The following is a 17,106-nucleotide window of genomic DNA, read 5'->3' as shown; positions in this document are numbered from 1 at the left end:
GTGTTGATAAAAAAACTCTCTATTTTTCTTTTATTCATCCTGATTCCCCTGTCAGCGTTTGCCGAACAACAGGAATCGCCGGAGGCCCTTGGCCTGATCAACGCTCTCGGCTGCAAAGCCTGCCACAACCTGGCTGGTGAAGGAGGCAGTCTGGCGCCGACGCTGGATAAAATCGGCAGCCGCAAAACGGCTAAACAGATCGAACAGCACCTGGTCGATCATCTGAAACCCAACCCCGACGCATTCATGCCCAGCTACAACACCACCTCGAAAAAAGAGCTGAAGCAGATAAGCGACTATCTTTACAACCTGCAATAAAGAAAAGATCGAACCACCATGTCCCAGAGAATGACCCTGATCACATCGCCCGTGTTCATCCCTGAAGCACAACTGAAAAAAGCCGATGGCTTTGCAGCTCTGTTTGGCAACGACAAACCACTTTGTCTCGAAATCGGCTGCGGTATCGGCGACTTCGTTGTGCAGATAGCAGCCCGCCAGCCTGAATATAATTTCATCGCCATCGACATCTTCAACCAGGGTTGCCGCGCAACCTGTACCCGGATCGAAGAGTCGGGGCTGGACAACATCCGCATGATGCGGATGGAGGCGCGCTACCTGCTGCACCACCACCTGGGCAAAGACAGCCTGCAGGCTATCTACATCAACTGTCCCGACCCCTGGCCGAAAAAACGCCACCGTAAGCGCCGCCTGCTGAATAAAAGTTTCCTCGATTTGGTGCTGTACTGCCTGCAGCCGGGCGGTATCCTCAATTTTTCCACTGACTTTGTTGATTACGGCGAAGCCACCGGAGAGTTGCTGGCAGCTGACGAGCGCTTTGAAAACCTCCACAGCACAGCTTACACACACGAACTTGGTGATTACCCAATATCCAAGTACATGCGCCGCTTTCTCGACCTGGGCCAACCGATCTACCTTTGCCGCTACCGCAAAAAAGAAGGGGTCGTCATTCCTGCGCCGAAAATCCAGAAGGGTTTCCGCTTGCGTTGGGCCAAGGAGGATGAGTGAAGCTGCTGACGGCGGATCTGCCAGGAACCGGTGGAATCTACAAGCAAGAAGCGCAGGATTTCCAAGTTGAGGAAATCCCCCTTTACCCCTGCTCCGGTGTGGGCGAACACCTTTACCTCTGGATCGAGAAAGAGGGGATCAGCACTCACGAACTGCTCAACCAGCTAAAAAAAGAGCTAAGAATAAAGGATCGCGAAATCGGCTACGCCGGGCTGAAAGATGCCCGTGCCCGCACCCGGCAAATGATCTCGGTCCCGGCGCGCTGTGAAAAAAAACTGCAGCAGGCGAGATTGCGACAGGCGACGATCATTAACAGCAATCGCCACGGCAATAAATTACGACTCGGCCATCTGGCGGGAAACCGTTTCTCTATCCGCTTGCGCAACGTCGGCCCGGATGGGGCAAAGCGTGCACAGGCAATTCTTGATGTTTTGGCCAGCACCGGTGTCCCGAACCGCTTTGGCGAACAACGCTATGGCCTGCTCGGCAACTCTGCCAATTTGGGGTTATTGCTACTGCAGGAAAACTACCAGGCGTTCTGTCGCGAGCTGCTCGGCGATCCAGCGCTGATCCGCAACACGCAATGGCAAGCGGCAGCGACCGCCTACCGCGCGGAAAACCTATCCCGCTGCCTTGAACTGCTGCCGCAGCGGATGCGGGATGAGCGACGGTTGGTACAGGCCCTGATGGCAGGGAAATCTCATCAACAGGCAGCCCTGTCTCTACCGCGAAACTTGCTGCGTCTCTACCTGTCCGCCTGCCAATCACAACTGTTCGACCAGCTGCTTGAAAACCGCCTGCCAAACCTTGATCAACTCTTTGATGGAGACATCGCCTACAAACATGAGAATGGCGCCTGCTTCCGGGTTGAATCGGCAAAAATCGAACAGCCGCGCGCCGAACGTTTCGAGATCAGCCCAACGGCTCCACTGTTCGGATTTAAAGCCATGCAGGCTGAGCAGAAACCAGGAGCAGATGAAAAAGAATGCCTGACGAACGCCGGGCTGAGCTACGAGAGTTGGCGACTTAAAGAAGGATTGGCGATGCCGGGAGAGCGCCGACCACTGCGGGCTCCGATCCAGAACATCAATCTCAGTCAACCAGCAGAGAACCAACTTTTGCTCGAATTCTCTTTGCCTAAAGGGAGCTACGCGACCAGCGTTTTAGCTGAAATAATCAAATAAATCTTCATTAACAATCTGGAGATGCCGATTGACAGGTTGGAAGCAGTTTGATAAACAGAACTGATCAAATGTTGTTTTATTGACCCCGGAGCAGTGAACCAACTGCTTTCCGGCTGACTTCCGGATTTGGCGGAAACGCTGTACCGATGAAAATAAATCTCTCTGCAGGCTCCCTTCATACTCTCCCTCCGCGTAAAGTTTTCGAGATCGCGCGCGATGTCGGCTTTGCCGGCATTGAAATCATTATCAATCATGACTACGAGTACGGAGCGGGAAAAGAACTGCTGGCAGAGGTTGTTGAAATTCTTCCAGTTGCTTCGATCCACGCGCCCTTTTTCGAAATCAACGGTTGGGGCAATAAAATTGACCAGCTGAACAAGACTGTTCGATTGGCCAAACTGTTCGACATCCCGCTGGTCAACTTTCACCCTCCGGTCTGGCTGGGGCTGGAACGCAAATTCTGGCGTTGGATGAACAAAATCTCCGACTTTCAGCAGGACGTCGGAGAGGGCGAGGTCATCGTCACGATCGAAAACATGCCAGCCACCGGCCCCCTCGGCTGCAATCCCTATTTTCTGAGCAACACCGGGGCCATGATCGACTTCATGGACAAGCACAACCTCTACCTGACCTTCGACACCGCCCACATGGGTACATACAAAACAAACTTTTTGACCGATTTTCACCACTTTTACAATAGTGGCCGCATCCGCAACGTGCACTTTTCCGATTATGCGAACGGCCGCGAGCACCTGCTGCCTGGGCACGGAAAACTGCCGCTGACCCGCTTCCTCAATCACTTGCAACAGACCGGCTACGACGGCACCCTCACTTTGGAATTAACGCCGAGCGAACTGCCCGAAAGTGAAGAACTGATCTGCGCCAGCCTGAGCGAAATTCTTACCTATATTCGCGAACAGACCGGTCAGGCTCTGCAGAGCGCTGTCTGAGGGCACAAAAAAACAGGCTGCCAAAATTTGACAGCCTGCCTCGTCCTTATGAAACAGTTCCGCTTAGCGAACGATGTAAACAGAGCAAAGCGCATTGAGCGCCACTTTGGTGGAAATCGAACTTCGCAGCATCCGCGACAATCGACCCCGCCCGGACGCGCCGATGACAATCAGGTCACACTCTTCTTCTTCAGCGAACTTCAGTAAAGCCTCGTCGACCTCGCCGTAGATCACCTCTTTACGAAGGTTTACACCGGCCTCTTCCGCCGCCTTGTCAACAACGTAAAAAATCCGCCGCTGCTTCTCCGCCCAGTCGTCACCACGTGTTCGTTTAGGTGCCAGAGAGAGATCAGTCAGTGCCGGAGCGTCCTGTGCCGGGAGGACAATAACGGCATAAAGTGTGCTGCTGAACCGTTCACCGCTGGTGGCCCTGGTCAGCCTGACAGCTTCTTCCGCGGCCTTGTCAGAAGCCGGGGAACCATCGATAGCAACTATGATTTTCTTGCTTAAATTAAGCATTTGCTCTTGTTCCAAGGTCAGGTTTTGCACATCCTAGCCAACCGGACTCAGGCTGTCAACAAACTAAAATAAGACTAAATTTCCACATTGATTGACAAAAACAAAACGGCGTTCTATAGTTCATTGAAGATCGTATACATGCTTTGTCAAGAACTGACCCCTATACGTCTTGACAGCACTCTTTCACAGAGCTAGAATCGCTGTCTTATATATATAAGAAATTTCCAAGAAGGATATAAACACAATGGTCAAAAAAGACAAGTCGGAATATATCATCCAAGCGGTTTCGCATGCACTCGACCTTTTAGAACAGTTTCACGACGATGTCGACGAGTTGGGCGTAACCGAACTGAGCAAGCGACTTAAGCTGCATAAAAACAACGTCTTCCGACTTCTGGCCACACTGGAGTCACGCGGCTATATCGAGCAGAATAAAGCGACTGAAAACTACCGTCTCGGTTTGAAAGCGCTTGAACTGGGTCAGACCTTCATCAAACAAATGGGTTTGCTGCGCCAGGCCAAGCCAATTCTTGAAGATATCGTAGAAGACTGCAACGAGACCTCCTACGTCGCTATCTACAAAGAACATCACACAGTCTATCTCGACGTTGTCGAAACCAGCCTGACCGTACGTGTCGTTTCGCGCGTTGGCTCACGCCTGCCGGCATACTGCACCGCAGCGGGCAAGGTTCACATGGCCCACATGAACGAAGAGGAACTGGATGACCTGCTCAGTAATATCAAGCTCATTCAGCACACGCCGACCACCCTCTCCTCTCCAGAAGCACTGAAAGCCGAACTGGCCAAGGTTCGTGAGCAAGGGTACGCCTTCGACGACGAAGAGCTTGACGCCGGAGTCCGTTGCCTTGCTGCTCCGATCCGCGACTACACCCGTCGCATTGTCGGTGCCATCAGCATCTCCGGCCCCAGCATGCGTCTTGACAACGACCGCGTTGACAAAGAGCTGGTCCCGCTGGTTCTGAAAGCAGCGGCCGATCTTTCGACCCGCCTCGGCTACCCGAAATAGTTCAAAAGTCAGACTTACTTTACAAAAAGGCCCCGCATGGGGCCTTTTGCTTTGGAGCTCGTTTGAAGATAAGCATTGAGCAGGAGATAACACTGGCACAGCAGGAGGGGGTAACGCATCCCCACAATCTGCCCTATCTGCGCATGCCTGCCTGCGAAGCCAAACAAGCGGTCCTGCTGGTTCACGGCTTCGGCTCCACCCCTTGGGAAATGAACTCACTGGCAGAGCATTTACTGGCTAGAGGAGCTGCTGTTTTCGCTGTACGCCTGCCGGGTCACGGGACGAGCGCGGAAGACCTGGCCACGCGAACAGCCGAGGAGTGGCTGGCGACAACAATCCGCGGCTATAAACTTCTGCAGCAATTACAATTACCGCTGTCCGCCGCTGGTCTCAGTACCGGCTGCCTGCTGATCTTACTGTTGGCTCACCGCTATAAGTTGCACAGCATGGTCCTGCTCGCCCCCTACCTGCGCCTGAAGCACCGTCTCTCCCCTTTTGCTCGTCAGCTGGCTCCCTTCATCCGCTACCAGAAACGGGTTATCAGCCCGCAGGATCAACCGTATTACTATGAAAAACGACCACTCAAGGGGGTCGTCCAGCTTAACCGGCTACGTAAGCAAGTGACTCCTCTTCTCCCAGAAATAATAACGCCAGCCCTCATCCTGTCATCAGAAGGCGACCGAACAGTCGCACCCGGCACTGGAAAAGAGATTTTCGACCGGCTCGGAAGCGAGAATAAAACCTATCACTGCTACGGTCCCGAAGCGCCGCATGTCCTGACGTCTCCAGAGAATCCTTTTCGCGAGGACGTCCTCCAGCGCAGCGCTAGTTTCCTTCTCAGCAGTTGAGCCTCTCGATATAAAATCGGGTCGCACAATTGCATCGCCCCTGTATTCCGAATTAGACTACAGATATTATCAAGAAAGTTTCCCGATAATTACAATGGGTTAGCGACATTCGATGAAAAAACGGAACGGTCAACATTAAGCACTCAACCCTTAGCTAAATCGAGAGCTTTCTCGTGACAAAAATCGTCACCTCCTAAATAGCTGGTTTTCCATATCAATTTATGAGAAAATCGCCAAATCGCTAACTTCAGAGGGTTACCAGATTTGTCGTTCGTACGCTACACATTGCTGACAATCTTGATTTTGCTGACCGGCCTGATGACTGCCTACGCAAACCATGCAACGCCACATCTTCAAGTCGGCAGCAACAACAAACATGTCCTGATTCTTCATTCCTACCATCCGGGCTTGCCTTCGACCGACGAAGTCATGTCCGGCCTGCAAAAGACCCTGTTAGAGACCCCGCTGCCACCCAACTTTCATGTCGAGTACATGGACACCAAGCGGCATCCCGATTCCGACTATTTCAACCATGTGCTTGACGCCATCCTGCACTACAAACTCCAGGGAAAATCTTTTGATTTATTAATTGTCTCCGGGAACGAAGCGCTCCATTTTGCCCTGGAGCATCGGGTCGATTTATTTATTGATACCCCGATAGTGTTTACCGCCATCGAATCCTTCCCACCTGAGCTGCTGGTCGGTCAGGATATGCTCACCGGTGTCATCCAGGACCCCGATTATCAAGGCATGTTTGAACTGGCTGCCAGGCTGCATCCGGAAGCGAAACGCGCTATTCTTATCGGCCGCGACACCGGCTACTCAAGTGCGCTGGTAACAGAAAAACTCCGCAAGCTGACACAAGAACTCAACCTGTTCGAATTTGAATTCTGGAACAATTGCGACCATGGCACCCTGCCTCATCGCTTACAGCAACTAGACCCGCAGACCCTGATTTTCATCAACGGCCTCTACACCGATGAAAACGGCAACCTGCCCTGCGTGCTTGATAGCGAACACCACAACAGACCGATCTACAGCCCGCTGGAACTCTACTTCAATCGCGGAACAGTCGGTGGACCTTTGACCAACGACCGCCAGCAAGGAACCTTGGCTGGAGAATTGGCGCTGAAAATTCTTTCCGGCGACGATCCCAACAGTCTGCCGATTATCCGCCCGAAGCAACAACCACCGAGATTCGACAGCTTGATGCTGAAGCAGTTCGGCATTGAGGAGAAATTACTGCCGAGTAACGCCACATTCATCAACCAGCCTCAGCAGACCTACCCGCTGTCGAAAAACCTTCTTTACGGCATCATCGGATCACTACTGGCCGCAGTCGCCATCATTTTCCTGCTCAGCACCAATTACATCAAACGAACCAGAGCGGAGCAGCAATACAAGCAACTCTCCCAGCAGTTCCAGATTATTCTCAACGGGATTCCGGACAACCTCACCCTGATATCGCCCGACATGAAGGTCATCTGGTCGAACAAAGGAGGCGGCGACTACATTAATCGCCAGATCGGCACCGAAGAAGGAGAATATTGCTGCAAGCTGCTCTACAACAATTCGGCCCTGTGTGAAAACTGCCCTGCCATCGACACCCTGGCCAGCGGCGAAAACGCTGAAGCGACTATTACCAGCCCGGACGGGCAAGTCCTTGAAGCAAAAGCCTTCCCGATCAAAGACGAAAATGGCAATGTCACCAGCGCCATCCTGCTGGCAAGTGATGTCACTGAGAAAAATCGCCTCAGGGATGAAGCGATCCGTGCCAGCCGTCTTGCCTCCCTCGGCGAACTGGCTGCCGGCGTCGCCCATGAGATCAACAACCCGAATGCCTTAATCAAGCTGAATGCCGAACTGCTGAAGAAAACTTTTGACGGTATCATGCCAATCCTTGAAGAACGATATGAGCAGCAAGGTGACTTCTCCCTCGGCGGCCTGCACTATTCCGACCTCAACGAGGAGATGCCCTACCTGTTTGAGGAAATGCTGGAAGGCACCCAGCGGATCAAACATATCGTCAACGATCTGAAGGACTTTTCGCGCAATGACACACCCGACCACAACGACCAGATCGATCTGAACGAACTGGTGCAGACATCGGTGCGCCTGCTGAACAATACCATCAAGAAGAGCAGCGATCACTTCAGCACTCATTACGCCACATCACTGCCAAGCTTCAAGGGCAGCTTCCAGCGCATTGAGCAGGTTGTCGTCAACCTGATCGTCAATGCCTGCCAGTCCCTCAACAGCAAAGACAAAGCCGTCTGGGTGACCACCAAGTACGATCCAATTGCGCAGCGCGCTATACTTCAGGTCACCGACGAAGGCATCGGCATCACTGCGGACCACCTGGAGCACATAACCGAACCATTTTTCACCACGAAAAGAAAAGAAGGCGGAACCGGGCTTGGCTTGTCGGTCGCCAATCGAATTATCTCCGATCACGGCGGCGAACTGACGTTCAGTTCGCGCGAAGGTCACGGCACCACAGTGACAATGTCGCTGCCGGCCGGGCAAACAGGAGCAGTCTGATGAAAGACAATAACCTCTTCCCCGCACTTCCTATCCTGATGGTTGATGATGAGCGCCCCTGGTTGCGCAGCCTTGCCCTCACCCTGAAAGAGATGGCAGGAATCAACAACACCATCAAGTGCACCGACAGCCGGGAAGTGATGAAGATCATGGCTGAACAGGAAGTCTGCCTGGTACTGCTCGACTTGACCATGCCACACCTTTCTGGCACCGACCTGCTCACCATGATTCACGCCGACCACCCGGACGTTCCGGTCATCATCCTCAGCGGCATGAACCAGGTGGAGACAGCGGTCCAGTGCATCAAGCAGGGAGCTTTTGATTATTATGTAAAAACCGTCGAGAAAGACCGCCTGCTGACCGGCATCCAACAAGCCTTTGCCATACGGCAGCTGAAAAAAGAGAACTTCCGCCTCAAGCGCCGCTTCCTCGACCCGCTCAGCAACCCTGATGTTTTCAGCCAGTTCCAGACCCGCAATCACCGCATGCGGGCAATCTTCCAGTATCTTGAAGCGGTCGCCGGCAGCGGCGAACCGATTCTGATTACGGGCGAAAGTGGCGTTGGCAAAGAACTGGTCGCCAAAGCCTTCCACAACCTCAGCCACCCCAACGAACCCTGGGTTGCCGTCAACGCAGCCGGGCTGGACGACAACCACTTCAGCGACACCCTGTTCGGCCACACCCGCGGCGCTTTTACCAGCGCCGACAAGGAACGTCCGGGAATGATCGCCAAAGCGCAGGGCGGCACCCTGTTCCTTGATGAAATTGGTGATTTAAGCATGCAGTCACAGATCAAACTGCTGCGGCTGCTGCAGGAAGGGGAGTACTTTCCACTCGGCAGCGATGTTCCTAAAATGTCTGAAACGACTTTCGTTTTTGCCACCAACGTCAACCTGGAAGAGCAGGTCAACAAAGGAGAGTTTCGCAAAGATCTCTACTACCGTCTTTACTCGCACCATGTCCAGGTCCCGCCGCTACGTGATCGGCACGAAGACCTGCCATTGCTATTGGAAGATTTCTTCAGCGAAGCTGCGGAAAAACTTGGGAAGAATCCGCCCTCGGTGCCCCACGAGTTAATTGGCCTGCTGTCGACATACAGCTTCCCCGGCAACATCCGCGAGCTGCGGGCGATGGCATTCAACGCTATCAGTCTGCATAAATCGCATAAACTCTCGTTGCAGAGCTTCCGCGATGCCATCGTTCGCGAAAAGGATATCATCAGCAGCGACCAAGCCGAATCTGGCACCCCCCTGCCACTGTCCAACCATGTCACTTTCCCGCAACAGATGCCAACGCTCGAAGAGCTAGGCCATCAGGCCGTGCGTGAAGCGATGAAGCGAGCAAAAGACAACCAGACCCTCGCCGCCAGCCTGCTCGGCATCACCCGACAAGCCTTGAGCAAACGGCTACAAAAGTTAAATAGTCAAGAAAACAACAGCGCAACCTGAGCTGCACCTGTAAATTTTAATTGCAAAATCACAACCCCCTAAAATCACTCTACTCTTTTTTATGTCCCACCTATTATCCGCAACCTGGGTTGCACCTGGGGGAAATCCGTCAAAGCGTAAAATATCGTAAATTCAGCACATTAAGCAGCATATCAATTTTGGCACCTACCTTGCTCTAATCAAAAGCACAGCCCCCAACAAAACAATTCAAAAACAGCTGCAACACCCAAATGATTAAGTTTTCCATTCATCATAGCAGCATAAGTATCCCTTATGCTGCAAAGCACGAAAGGTAGAAAAATGAAGATGCGTTCCCTGTTGAAGAAAACTTGCCTATCGCTGTCGATGCTCGGCGTCTTTGCCGCGTCGGCCACTGCCGCAACCTACTATTCACCGGTTCACGTTTTTTCCATTGACGACGTGCAGTGCGACACACGGGTTTACGGCTCGGCCGACTGTCTCGACCTGAGCAACCCGATCCCCGGCACAAAAGATGACTACACCTACTTCGGTATCGACTCAGCGTATTCCTTCACCGCGGTCGATTTCAAGCCGCTCGAATCGAAACTGCCGATCCCACGCGATGGCGTATACAATGACGGCTGGATTGCCAACATCTATGATGCCTCCGGCAACGTCATTGGCGTCAAAGCCAAGTCGCCCGAGACAAAAACCTGGAAAGCTGGCGGCCTGAACGGCGCTTGGGCCGCAGGCTTGGGTGGTAATTCGGTTAAAGCTTCGACTGAGCACTACGGTGTCATGGACCATATCCTCAACGCTGCCTGGATGCCACCGATGGTGATGGGAACCGACTACACCTATAAGCTGAAAGACGACGGTAAGTACCTGTTCCGCTGGGGTAACATCAACAAGTCCCCTTCGGAGGTCCGTCTCTACACCCAGATTCCACTACCGGAAGGTTTTGTCGGCGGCAACTACACCGTCACCAAGGCAACCCTGACATTCAAGCACCGCATTTCCAACAGCCCGAACGATCAAATCCGTCCGGAAGATTTTGAGAACGAGGGCGCCACGGGAATCCTGCCGCAGTACTATGTCATCGGCAACCAGTGGTTCTCCTCGGTCGATTCAGTTGAAGGCGACGGCGATTTTATTCCCGCGGGAACTCTGCTGGCTGACTTTGACAACCCGATGGAAATCGATTTCGACAATGACGGCGTCATCGACTACACCGACTACATGACCAACGCCTGGTACACCACTCTCGACCGGGATCCCTGGGGCGGCGTGAATCCCCGCTATCGCTTCAAGTCGAGCAAGTACGGCCAGGATCTGCCCGGCGTCGAAATGGAACAGTACACCAGCGGCGATCTGACAACCACCACCATCGACCTGCTTACCATCCACAATGAAGAAACAGGCGAAATCATCCTGCAGAACAGCGACAACTGGGGTGACTACCTCGACGTCAACCCGCTCAAAGGCGACCTGATCGACGATGAACAGACCATCGACGACTGCGAACTCTCCGACAACCTCGACCTGATGATGTACGTCAAAGGCGAGTACAAGGGCATGGAAATTTACGACGTTCAACTCCGCGTCGATTATATCGGCGGTGTAGATGAAGGGGAGCCGATCGCTGAAGAAATCGACGTCGTCGTCTCCGTCGATGGCCCACGCACAGTAGCGACCGATGGCAGCAAAGGAGTTAAGGCCGAAGTTCAGAACCTGTTCGACTCCTTCGCCAGTGGCACCCTGCGCGTAACCGGCACCCTGCTGGACGGCACCCAGCTTTACAGTTTCAGCGAGCCGTTCACCGTCGATAGTGAGCCGCAGAAGTTTACCTTCCGCTTCACTGCACCTTCGACCGAAGACACCATTACCTGGTCTGCAAGCGCTTACATCGAGGCGGATGTCGCTCTGGACAACAATGTCGACAGCGATACAACCTCGGTGGTCGGCGGCAACTAGAATTCTCTCTTTTGCGATCGCCTCCCGCACCTGGTGTGTGGGAGGCAATTTCTTTGCAACCGGAAAGTCCCAGCATGCGCACAACCTTGCAAATATCTTTTTTTCTTCTGCTTTTCTTAACTGTCGCCTGCACAGCTCCGCACCCGAAGAACAAAATCGCACAGCCCCTCGATGTCCACTACGCCTTTATGAATATCGAATGGGATAGCTACAGTTCAGCGGCAAAAATCTGGCAACAGGAACACAAGCTGCGGATGGAAGTTCTTGGCGGGCGTAAATCTAACATCATGCTGGTTGACTACCAGAATGACAAAGCCCTTGTCCTGATCCCCAGCCAGGGGAAATACCAGCGCTTTCCCGTCGAACGTCTGAACCAGTCTTTGCCGCACTTTTTCGATCCACAAGTCATGTTGGAAAAAAAGGATCTTGGAGATGAAACGATCTCAGGCCACCCGGCAACGAAATACAGAGTCCTTGCGACAGGGCGAAATGGAAAAAAATACCGCGGCACTCTCTGGCTTTCTCAAGAATGGGAAAACTTCCCGCTGAAATGGATTTCCGCTGACAAGAAAGTTATCGTCTCCTGGAGCGACCTGGAATTGCAATCGCTGTCGACCGATTGGTTTAACCTTCCCACCCACTACCAACCCCTGAACACTGCCATTATTCAGCCCCCCCAGTAACAGAGGGGGGCGTCTCGTACATCTGTCAACATTCAACCTTAAGCAATAGGCCCGTCCGTCATATAGCCACCTACCTTCTGCATATCACAACAAAATTCACCGATATAACTACTAGGAAATGCGCAACCATGGTTGATTTGTCAACTATGGTTGCGCATTCATCTTACCTTGCGTTTTCAGATACTTAACTCGATAAAACGATACTGGCGCAACTACAGTTGACAAGTCGGCGAACATTAACATCATCATTTACCTAGAACTTTAGTCAGCTATCTCGGTGACTTACACAACCTTTATGAATTGGCACAACCATTGCCATATCCTAGCTCAGCGCTAAGACGGCGCCAAAAAGCATTATGCAGTTCTGCCGCATAAAGAAATGATTAACACTAGCCTGGAGGAGAAAAAATGAAAAACAAAAGAAGTACCAAACTTGCTCTGGCCTTAGCAGGCCTCCTCTTCACCGCCAGCCTGTCTTCGGCTGCAGTGATCAATGAATGGGACATGGACGCATCAGGTGCAACCCGCGTTGCTCCGACCAACGAAGTTATTCCCGCAGCAGATTACCCGTTCGATCCCTACAACTACATTGAGCCCGGCTCACTGATCGATCCGAACACCGGAAATGTTGCTGCTGACGGTTTCATGCCGAGCGGTTGGGCCAAGTATGTTGTCGGTTCCTGGGATCTACCGAACGGTGCTATGACCTGGAAAGAGCGTGACACTCAAGGCCCTGGCCTGAGCGTCGTCACCGGTGATGACGTTACCGGCGACAACTGCATCATGTCAGCTGGATGGAACCCGGACTCGACACCGGATGCAACCGTAATGGCTGACTGGTGGGGCGTTGACACAAAGCAGTGTTCCGATCCATGGCAGTCGAGTAAGCGCTTCAAGATTGTCAGCCGCAACCTCTCCGCTCCCCTCGACCTGACCTTTAACGTCTCCGACAACGGTCAGGAAGACATCTACCGCGTTTTGCAAAAATATGGCAACCAAACCGGTAGCCGCGTCACCGGTTACAAGCAGCAGCTCGGCTTCATGATTAACGGTCAATTTGTTGAGGCAACTCCGGGTCAGGGCTTGGCCTACACCCTGAAAAACGGCACCAAGTTCGACAATGCCAACCCGACCCCGAGCAACATGGCCAACCAGGGTGAGCTCGACTCGCTGATCGCCCACGGTCTGTTTGGTGCTCCTGACAAGCACCATACCTCTGCCGGTTACTACAACCCCTACGTCCGTGCAAACTTCGGCCTGGAAGCTGGTGAAACCTTCATCAACACAACCGGCATGCACCCGGTTCATACCTCTCTGGTCGGCGAGTGGATTCCGTCTAACGATCTGCCGGGCGCCTACTACTTCGACATGGACGGCATTGTCTACACCGACAACGCTCTGATCGCGACTTGCGAAGGTACTTTCGACGAAGAAGCTGGACAAGCTGATCCTGTCGGCACCAACGCTGGCTGTAACGGTACTTGGGTCACCTATCGCTCCTCCTATGTACCGGTTGACAACGGTGATGGCACCTGGACTATCGCTCCTTCTACGGGCATTGATCCGCTGGACACTTCTGCCAACCGCACTGAGATCCCTGCTGATGTCCTTGCTCAATGGGCTGCCAGCCCGCTGTGGATTCCGGGCTATATTGATGACTTTGCCAACGTCAACATCAACTCCTACATCGCTGTCGGAAACGCTGCCAATTGGCCGACTGCTGACGGTAACGGCAATGCCAGCTTTACCATCCGCGTAACCCCGACTTTCGACCAAGCCGTGGCGGATGAGAACAGCGTCGCTGACGACACCTACATCCTCACAACAGATGCCCCGACGACGGTTCTGTAAGCAGTGCGTGTAAACAAGAAACATTAAACCAAGAAATTTCTTTTGGAGGATAAAATGAAAACCATCAAAATGATCGTACTGGCGATGTTACTTGCATTCGTCACCGTCACCCTGGCCCAGGCAGGAACCCAGGTTGCTAAAGGACAAATCGCTCCGGTCAAAGTCACCGTTAAAAATGCTGGCTACAGCACTATGGCGGCTGTCAAAATGACCGCTTACGATAACGCTGGCAGTAAAGCTGGCCAGCTCTGCAAAGAAGTTTACCTGCGCGGCTACGGCAACACCACTGCCGTTGAATACAGCTGGCAAGCTCCGAACTACGCCACCGGTCTGTTCTGGCAGGCAAAAGTTGAGAAGAATGGCGAATGCCCGAACGTTGAAGTCCCGACTGTTGACCCCGTACCATCGCACGACAGCGACAGCGACAGCGACGACGGTGCTTACGACTATCATCATTAAGTCGCACGCATAAAGTGGCAAAAAGCGGCTGCTGGCTTTCCCAGCAGCCGCTTTTTTATTGAACCAAAGTTCAGCAGAATTAAACTATGACCAGTTTCTGCCAGAGCTGTTCGACCTGGATAAAAAGTTCCTCTAACGACCCAGAATTATCAACGACATAATCGGCCCGTGCCAGTTTTTCATCCTGTGGCATCTGCGCAGAGACACGCTGCTGTGCCGCCGCTTCATCTATGCCGTCCCTCTGCATCAGGCGTTGCAGCTGCACCTGCAGATCAACCTTTACCACCAGAACTTTATCAACCCGGTTCTCCGCTTTGGCTTCAAACAGCAATGGCGCTTCGTAGACGACCAGGGGCACATCAGCTAAGCGTTTCCCCTGCTGCAGTCGCTCGACCGCCAGCTTGCCGATGGCTGGATGGGTGATCTGGTTCAGATCAAGCCGCGCCTGCTCATCAGCAAAAATAATCTGCGCCAATTTATCCCGATCAAGGCTTTTATCCGCCCGTAGAATATCAGTTCCGAAACGCTCAACCAACTGCTGCAGCGCTGGCTGTCCCGGCTCGACGATCTCGCGCGCCAACTGGTCGGCATCGATCAATAAGGCACCACGCTCGGCAAACATTTTAGCCACAGTACTTTTCCCGGAAGCGATATTTCCGGTGATGCCTAAAATCAATTTCTCTCGTGGCATGATAAACTTGGTCCTGTTCGGTAATCTGCAGGAGGGCTTGATGAAACAAACCATTCCCCAGATGGTTTTTGCGCGTATCGAGAAGTATCAGCAGTACCCGGCAATGCGCCGTAAGATCGACGGCCACTACCAGCCGATCAGCTGGCACGAACTGGCTCAGCAGGTTGACAGCTACGCCGCTGCGCTGCTCGGATTCGGTCTACAACCGGAGGAGCAGGTCGCTATCCTCGCCCCCAACTGCCCGGAATGGGTTTTCGCAGACCTGGCGATCATGAGCCTGCAGGCCCACACTGTCCCCGTTTACCACACCGAGGGCATAAAGACAATTCTGCACATCCTGGCCGACTCTGGCAGCCGCATGTTGTTCACTCATTCGCTGCTGCTGGCACAGGAGATCATTCGTCAACGCCAGCATTGCCCGGCGCTTAAATCGATCATTCTGCTGGAAGGTGAAAGCGGCAAAGCCAATATCTATCCGCTGAAAAGGTTTCTCCAGCAGGCTAACGAAGGCAGACGTGCAGGTCGCCCGGATTCGCCAGCAGGGAGATGGCGACCAGCTGGCGACGCTGGTTTACACCTCCGGCACAACCGGCCCACCGAAAGGAGCCATGCTGACCCACGACAACATCCTTTGCAATGTCGAAGAGTGCTGTTCCCGTTTCGATGTCACCGCTGGCGATCAATGCCTCTCTTTCCTCCCGCTGTCGCATATCTTCGAGCGGACCACCGGCTACTACCTGATGCTGCGGCAGGGCGCGACCATCGCTTACGCTGAAAGCATCGATAGCGTCGCCATCAACCTAGCAGAGATCCGGCCGACGGTCCTTATCAGTGTGCCGCGCCTCTATGAAAAAATGCACAATCGTGTACTGGAGCGGGTCACCACTGGCCCCTGGCTGAAGAAACAGCTGTTTTTCTTTGCCCTGATCCTTGGCCGCAGCAAAGTTCGCCGCAGCCAGAAGGGCTTACGCGCAAGCCCGCTCCTCAACCTTTCACTAAAGTTGTTCGACCGCTTGATTTTCAGCAAGATCAAGGCACGACTTGGTGGCCGCCTGCGTATTCTGATCTCCGGAGGAGCTCCCCTCTCGGCTGAGATCGCTGAATTTTTCCTCGCTGCCGAAGTCCCCATTTATCAAGGCTGCGGCATGACTGAAACCTCGCCGGTTATCGCCGTCAACTATCCCGATAGAAACCGGATCGACAGTGTTGGCCCCCCGCTGCCACAGGTGGAACTGAAAATTGCGGATGATAGGGAATTACTGGTCAAGGGCCGCAGTGTGTTCCACGGGTACTGGCGGGAAACCGGCGAAAACTCTGCCCTGCAGGAGGGCGGTTGGTTTCGCACTGGCGACCTGGCCAAGCTGGATGATGATCGTTTTCTCTTCATCACGGGCCGGAAGAAAGAGTTGATCGTTACCGCCGGCGGGAAGAATGTTGCTCCACAGGAGATCGAGAACGAGTTGAAGACTGACAAGTTTATCAGCAACTTGGTCGTTTATGGCGATAATAAGCCTTATTTAATAGCTTTAGTAGTGCCTGACTTTGTAAGTTTGCAGAAATATGCAAACTACAAGCACCTTGATGTGCTTGACCAGAAAACCCTGCTTAACAATCCTCAGGCTCTCGATCTGATCCGCCGACGTATTACCACCCTCCAGCAGCATCGCCCATCTTACCAGCAAATCAAGCGCTTCACCCTTTTAGCACGAGACTTCAGCAGTGACAAAAGCGAAGTAACGCAAACACTGAAGCTTAAACGCAAGATTATCGCTGACAATTTCGCCGAAGTCATAGAAGACCTTTATCGCACCAAAAGTGAAGCAATTCACAAAACTTGCTTCTGCAGTATCGGCGAAGAAAAATCAGCTGTTGAGAATCCATGAGAAAGCATTTATGCTGTGAAGATTAATCATCTTTCTCCCTGTTTGCGGAACTGCCTTTGTC

At 52.9% G+C, this 17,106-nt stretch carries 15 protein-coding genes and 1 pseudogene; 14 read left to right on the top strand and 2 right to left on the bottom strand.

What is annotated here, in order from left to right:
- From BUB13_RS10285 to BUB13_RS10270, 4 genes are all read left to right on the top strand, one after another.
- Positions 1-318, top strand: coding sequence for a c-type cytochrome (locus BUB13_RS10285; RefSeq protein WP_072908592.1), 318 nt, complete (start codon positions 1-3; stop codon positions 316-318).
- Positions 319-336: 18 nt separating this feature from the next.
- The gene (gene trmB / locus BUB13_RS10280; protein WP_072908590.1) at positions 337-1,026 is read left to right on the top strand and encodes a tRNA (guanosine(46)-N7)-methyltransferase TrmB; all 690 of its coding nucleotides are present in this window, start codon (positions 337-339) and stop codon (positions 1,024-1,026) included.
- Positions 1,023-2,210 carry a tRNA pseudouridine(13) synthase TruD gene (truD, locus tag BUB13_RS10275; protein WP_072908588.1) on the top strand — a complete coding sequence of 396 codons (1,188 nt, stop codon included), beginning with the start codon at positions 1,023-1,025 and terminating at the stop codon, positions 2,208-2,210. Before trmB ends, truD begins: the two co-directional genes overlap by 4 nt.
- Before the next feature lie 146 nt (positions 2,211-2,356).
- Complete coding sequence (locus BUB13_RS10270; RefSeq protein WP_072908586.1) at positions 2,357-3,160, top strand: sugar phosphate isomerase/epimerase family protein; 804 nt, start codon at positions 2,357-2,359, stop codon at positions 3,158-3,160.
- A gap of 63 nt (positions 3,161-3,223) precedes the next feature.
- On the opposite strand, the gene BUB13_RS10265 is transcribed toward BUB13_RS10270, so the two are convergent.
- Positions 3,224-3,679, bottom strand: a complete 456-nt coding sequence (locus BUB13_RS10265) for a universal stress protein (RefSeq protein WP_072908584.1) — start codon at positions 3,677-3,679, stop codon at positions 3,224-3,226.
- Positions 3,680-3,923: 244 nt separating this feature from the next.
- Here BUB13_RS10265 and BUB13_RS10260 point away from each other — a divergent pair, with 244 nt between their 5' ends.
- The 8 genes from BUB13_RS10260 to BUB13_RS10225 all read left to right on the top strand — a co-directional run bounded on the left by BUB13_RS10260 (position 3,924) and on the right by BUB13_RS10225 (position 14,471).
- Positions 3,924-4,706: an IclR family transcriptional regulator gene (locus tag BUB13_RS10260; protein WP_072908582.1), complete on the top strand. Its 783-nt coding sequence runs from the start codon at positions 3,924-3,926 to the stop codon at positions 4,704-4,706.
- Between the two features lie 62 nt (positions 4,707-4,768).
- Complete coding sequence (locus BUB13_RS10255) at positions 4,769-5,554, top strand: alpha/beta hydrolase (protein WP_072908580.1); 786 nt, start codon at positions 4,769-4,771, stop codon at positions 5,552-5,554.
- Positions 5,555-5,818: 264 nt separating this feature from the next.
- Complete coding sequence (locus BUB13_RS10250) at positions 5,819-8,095, top strand: sensor histidine kinase (RefSeq protein ID WP_072908578.1); 2,277 nt, start codon at positions 5,819-5,821, stop codon at positions 8,093-8,095.
- Entirely contained in the window at positions 8,095-9,543 is a 1,449-nt protein-coding gene (locus tag BUB13_RS10245) for a sigma-54-dependent transcriptional regulator (protein ID WP_072908576.1), read from the top strand. The genes BUB13_RS10250 and BUB13_RS10245 overlap by 1 nt, the downstream gene beginning before the upstream one ends.
- A 300-nt stretch (positions 9,544-9,843) precedes the next feature.
- Positions 9,844-11,478, top strand: coding sequence for a hypothetical protein (locus tag BUB13_RS10240; protein ID WP_072908574.1), 1,635 nt, complete (start codon positions 9,844-9,846; stop codon positions 11,476-11,478).
- A gap of 74 nt (positions 11,479-11,552) precedes the next feature.
- Positions 11,553-12,161, top strand: coding sequence for a DUF4412 domain-containing protein (locus BUB13_RS10235; RefSeq protein WP_072908572.1), 609 nt, complete (start codon positions 11,553-11,555; stop codon positions 12,159-12,161).
- Between the two features lie 408 nt (positions 12,162-12,569).
- Positions 12,570-14,012, top strand: coding sequence for a choice-of-anchor F family protein (locus tag BUB13_RS10230; protein WP_072908570.1), 1,443 nt, complete (start codon positions 12,570-12,572; stop codon positions 14,010-14,012).
- Positions 14,013-14,066: 54 nt separating this feature from the next.
- Positions 14,067-14,471, top strand: a complete 405-nt coding sequence (locus tag BUB13_RS10225; protein WP_072908568.1) for a hypothetical protein — start codon at positions 14,067-14,069, stop codon at positions 14,469-14,471.
- A gap of 79 nt (positions 14,472-14,550) precedes the next feature.
- On the opposite strand, the gene coaE is transcribed toward BUB13_RS10225, so the two are convergent.
- Positions 14,551-15,162 (bottom strand): dephospho-CoA kinase, encoded by a 612-nt coding sequence (coaE, locus tag BUB13_RS10220; protein ID WP_072908567.1) that lies wholly within the window; start codon positions 15,160-15,162, stop codon positions 14,551-14,553.
- Here coaE and BUB13_RS19385 point away from each other — a divergent pair.
- Positions 15,134-15,613, top strand: a pseudogene (locus BUB13_RS19385) (AMP-binding protein); the annotation flags it as partial. The gene coaE and the pseudogene BUB13_RS19385 sit on opposite strands and share 29 nt — an antisense overlap.
- Positions 15,614-15,677: 64 nt before the next feature.
- The gene (locus BUB13_RS10210; RefSeq protein ID WP_072908563.1) at positions 15,678-17,045 is read left to right on the top strand and encodes an AMP-dependent synthetase/ligase; all 1,368 of its coding nucleotides are present in this window, start codon (positions 15,678-15,680) and stop codon (positions 17,043-17,045) included.
- Positions 17,046-17,106 lie beyond the last annotated feature (61 nt).

Source organism: Malonomonas rubra DSM 5091 (assembly GCF_900142125.1).
In the GTDB taxonomy this organism is placed as follows: domain Bacteria; phylum Desulfobacterota; class Desulfuromonadia; order Desulfuromonadales; family Geopsychrobacteraceae; genus Malonomonas; species Malonomonas rubra.
The sequence above is the reverse complement of the archived record's forward strand: the minus strand, read 5'-3'. Positions and strand labels throughout refer to the sequence as shown.